Origin of the sequence: Acinetobacter sp. Ver3 (assembly GCF_000632455.1) — a bacterium.
Lineage (GTDB): Bacteria > Pseudomonadota > Gammaproteobacteria > Pseudomonadales > Moraxellaceae > Acinetobacter.
This window is the reverse complement of the sequence record NZ_JFYL01000117.1, coordinates 1-4,076: the sequence shown is the minus strand read 5'-3', so window position 1 is coordinate 4,076 and position 4,076 is coordinate 1. Positions and strand designations below refer to the sequence as shown.

The following is a 4,076-nucleotide window of genomic DNA, read 5'->3' as shown; positions in this document are numbered from 1 at the left end:
GAAAATTCAGAAATTTATAATTACTCATTCCATCAAGATATTGATACAGATAAAAATGATAAATTTTTACCTCTTAATATATCGTGGTTGAAAAATTGTTATACAGATGATGTATGGGAATTAAAGCCTCATATTGTTACGGATGAGAAGTCAAAATATACAATTACTTGGAATTTATACGATTTAGAGAACTATAGCAGTGTATTTCATAGATGGAACTACTGGAAGAATGCTGCAAAGGAACTTGCATATTGGATAATGGAGGCCCCAGAAAGTAAATGTAATACTACTAGTACCTTAGTTATTAGTTGCCGCAATATTCGAAGTTTTTACGAATGGTTGTGTTTTGAAAGACATTGTTTTGACTTAGCAGCAGTAAAAAATGAGGATATTGTTTCTTTTTTAGAGCATATATCACTGAAGGGGTTAAAGGAAAGTACAGTTCTATCTAAATTAACAGTAATTTGGTATGCCTATTCTTTAAGACGGCATCTAAAAGAATCATTAAGCTTCAATCCATTTAAAACAAAAAAGATATATCTTTTAGCCAAGGCCTATTCTAATAAAAACGGACATACTCAGACACTTTACCCTAAAGAAATTTTTTCTCTATTAAATCATGCAATTAAGCTTGTAAAAGAGTCCGAAACAACTTTGAATTTATTAAGAAAATATATGCATATACATGCAGATAGCACCATATATCATAGGTCAATGTACTTAAAATTTTATAAGTCAAGCGGTATTAAATCTAGTGAATTGCAAAGTAAAGTTCGTGCTCTATATGGTGCTGCTTTAACAATAATTTATATTTTATTAGCAGAAAGAAAGCATGAATTATCACTTACTATAGAAACAGATGTTTTAAAACTATTAAATAATCAACTTGATATTCTTGTTGGGCTAGAGAAAAAGACTGCGAGAACGAAAACAGGGAAAAGAACTGAGAGAGCAGTTATCCAAGAAGTTAAAGATGCACTATCAGTCATTTTAGAATTAACTTCATACAATCGAATAAAATCAAAAAATGAAACAATTTTATTAAAGTTACCTTTCGGGCATTCAGATAATAGAAAAGGTGAAAAAAGTTTTTATCTTACGACTAATGGTATATATGTTGTTTTAGAGCAGTTTGCTAAATCGGCAAAATTTGAAAGGATAAAATTGAGACCACATATGTTCAGAAGAGCATATGCAATGTTATGGACTTGGAGATTTGAGATAGGAGATCTTGAGGAATTATCTTCAATGCTGAAGCACAATAGTGCAAATTTTACAAAAAAATATACGGACGATGAAAACATTTGGGAATTTATTGGGCAAACAGAACAAGATTTGACATTTGACCTATTGAATAGAGTTTTTCAAGGAAAAGTAATAGTAAGTGGAGAAATCAGTGATACTCTTGAACGTTACAGTCGGTTAATTCAAGCTAAATCTAATTTTTTAGATTCCCACGCTATTGCTGATTTCGTAGATGAATTTATTCAAAGTAATAATATGCGTATAGTTGCTCATTCAGATGGGTACTGTTTTATTCAAAAGAATGGTTTAGATTTGGCTTTATGTCGTACTGATGGAATAGGATTGGATCCAGTAAAGAGAACAGATTCTTTATGCTTACAATGCCCTAATTTTGCTATTGATAATTCACGTAAAGAACATTGGAAGAAGAGAATTGAATTACATCAAGATGTTATTAATTCTAGTAAAAATGAAAAGTTGATAGAACATTCTATAAAATTCATTAATAGAGCAGAAAAGATGTTAAGTTCAATTTTAGTAAAAGAAAGATGCAAGATGAGTGAGAAAATTAGTGGCAAATAGTAAAGAAAAATTTCAAGAAGCTATAAGAAGTTCATTTGAACTACTTAAAAATAATGGTACAAAAATTAATAAAAAGAAAATTATTGATAATGCTAAATTTGAGGATGGCTCATATGTGGGGAAAACTACCTTATATGCCAAAAATCCTCTAACGAAAGCATATATTCATGCTGATTTACTAAAAGAGCTAGATGAAAAAATTTCAGAGTTAGTTTTAGGAGAATCTAAAGTTAAGTTAAAAAGATCATTTTCACAAATAATTGAAGAAAAAAATAAAAAAATAGATGAGCTTGAATTTAAAAATCGTAAATTATTAGCTCAGTTTGTGGAATTAGAGAATAGTTTAGAAAATACAGTTCATCAGAATGATGAAAATTATATACAAAGCCTAGAAATAAATTTATATATAGTAAGTTATTTGTTGAATCAAAAAGTAGGAGGATACAAGATCCTGAATAATATAATAAAAAAATATCAGGTTAAGTATCATGGTAGCAATAAATTGAAAGAAGCAAAAGTTCAAATTCAAACAATGAAAAATGATATAGAATGTTCTAAAATTATTTCCATTACTGAAAGTTTTAAAGATAGCTAATAACCTTAGTGCTACTAAATTAGTTATGGATGGTTTAATTTAATTCTATTGAAATCAAGAGGTTATTATGAGAGGCGTTAACAAGGTCATCTTGCTTGGATCGTTGGGAAAAGACCCTGAGACTAAGACATTTCCTAATGGCGGTTCGCTTACGCAATTTTCAATTGCGACAAGTGAGTCGTGGACTGATAAAAATAGCGGTGAGCGTAAAGAGCAAACTGAATGGCATCGTATTGTTTTGCATAACCGTTTAGGTGAAATTGCACAACAATACCTGCGTAAAGGTTCTAAAGTTTATATCGAGGGTTCATTACGTACGCGTCAATGGACAGATCAAAGCGGTCAAGAACGTTACACCACTGAAATTCGTGGTGAGCAAATGCAGATGCTTGATTCAAATAATCGTCAGCAAAATGACAATCAAAGTGAGGTTGGTTACCAACAACCTCGTTTTAATAACCAAAACAACCAAGGTGGTTATGGCAACCAAGCGCCTGCTCAAGGTGGCTACGGTAATCAAGCTGCACCACAAGGCGGTTATGGAAACAATGTGAACCAAGGTTTCCAATCGCCTAAACCTCAGCAACAACCTGCGAAGCCAATGGCGACAGCACCTGCGGACTTGGACGATGATTTACCTTTTTAGACTATACAATAACTAAATATTGTATTTAATATAAAGTAAGAGCCTGATTTAGATTGGGTTCTTATTTTTTTTATTTCAAGGGCGAGATTTATAAAAATAATAATTTTGGACAAAAGAAATGTTTGATTTATGAACCATTGAGCTTAATTTGAGCTTTAATTTTGTTGATTGTTTATATTTAATATTGAAGAAAGAAAATTAATATATTGAATACTAGGGTTCTTTCATAAATCATTTTTTACTCAGTTCTAAATTATAAATCCCTGCGATTAAACTGAATCTTAATCCCAATCTTTTGCCACGGTTGCGATATCGCTCAGCAAGGATTTTGAAGGTCTTCAAAGTCCCAAATACATGCTCAATCCCTATTCTTATTTTATTGATTTCTTGATTGTAAACTTTTAGCTCAGGTTCTAGTTTACAGTGCTTTTTTGCTTTTAATGGCAATAGACTATTTGGATACACCGTATAAATCCCTTAATAGCCTTTATCTGCAAGGATAAAAGACCCTTTAGGAATTTGATTCATGTCGCGTTTGAAGAGCTCGAAGTCATGTACTGCACCACGACTCGTGCATAAACTTAGAACTTGCTGTGTTCTATAATGGATAATGGCTTGAACTTTAAAAGTATATGCCTTCTTCTTACCACTATAGTTTTTCTTCTGTTTTTTTAGGTCTTTGTATTGAAATTTCTGTGGCATCTACGATCACCACATTCCAGTCGATACCTTCGCCTTCAGGCAAACTCTTGGGTAAATTAAATAGATTGGACTTGATCAGGCAATCCTCTACGTGGCGGACGATTCTTGAAGCAGTAGGCTCTGACACACCATAACTCGTTGCGACATGAAATAATGTTCGATATTCACGCCAATAACTTAAGCACAGGAGGATTTGATCTTCTACACTTAACTTAGATGGTCTACCTTTAGCAGGTACAAGCATTTTTAGCTGTTCAGCCATTAAATCAAAGGTTGACCATGAGATGCCTGTATATCGCTTAAACA

4 protein-coding genes and 1 pseudogene are annotated in these 4,076 nt (G+C 32.1%); 3 read left to right on the top strand and 2 right to left on the bottom strand.

The window, feature by feature from the left end; genetic code table 11:
• Positions 1–12 precede the first annotated feature (12 nt).
• From CL42_RS15590 to ssb, 3 genes are all read left to right on the top strand, one after another.
• The gene (locus CL42_RS15590) at positions 13–1,827 is read left to right on the top strand and encodes a site-specific integrase (protein WP_051586652.1); all 1,815 of its coding nucleotides are present in this window, start codon (positions 13–15) and stop codon (positions 1,825–1,827) included.
• Positions 1,817–2,422 (top strand): hypothetical protein, encoded by a 606-nt coding sequence (locus CL42_RS15585; protein WP_035270734.1) that lies wholly within the window; start codon positions 1,817–1,819, stop codon positions 2,420–2,422. The genes CL42_RS15590 and CL42_RS15585 overlap by 11 nt, the downstream gene beginning before the upstream one ends.
• A 67-nt stretch (positions 2,423–2,489) precedes the next feature.
• Positions 2,490–3,068, top strand: a complete 579-nt coding sequence (ssb, locus tag CL42_RS15580) for a single-stranded DNA-binding protein (protein ID WP_035270732.1) — start codon at positions 2,490–2,492, stop codon at positions 3,066–3,068.
• Positions 3,069–3,299: 231 nt separating this feature from the next.
• Here ssb and CL42_RS17625 read toward each other — a convergent pair.
• Positions 3,300–3,770: pseudogene (locus CL42_RS17625) on the bottom strand (transposase).
• Positions 3,718–4,076: transposase family protein (locus CL42_RS15570; protein WP_035270730.1), on the bottom strand; the 359-nt coding region annotated here is incomplete at its 5' end. The pseudogene CL42_RS17625 and the gene CL42_RS15570, both read right to left, overlap by 53 nt.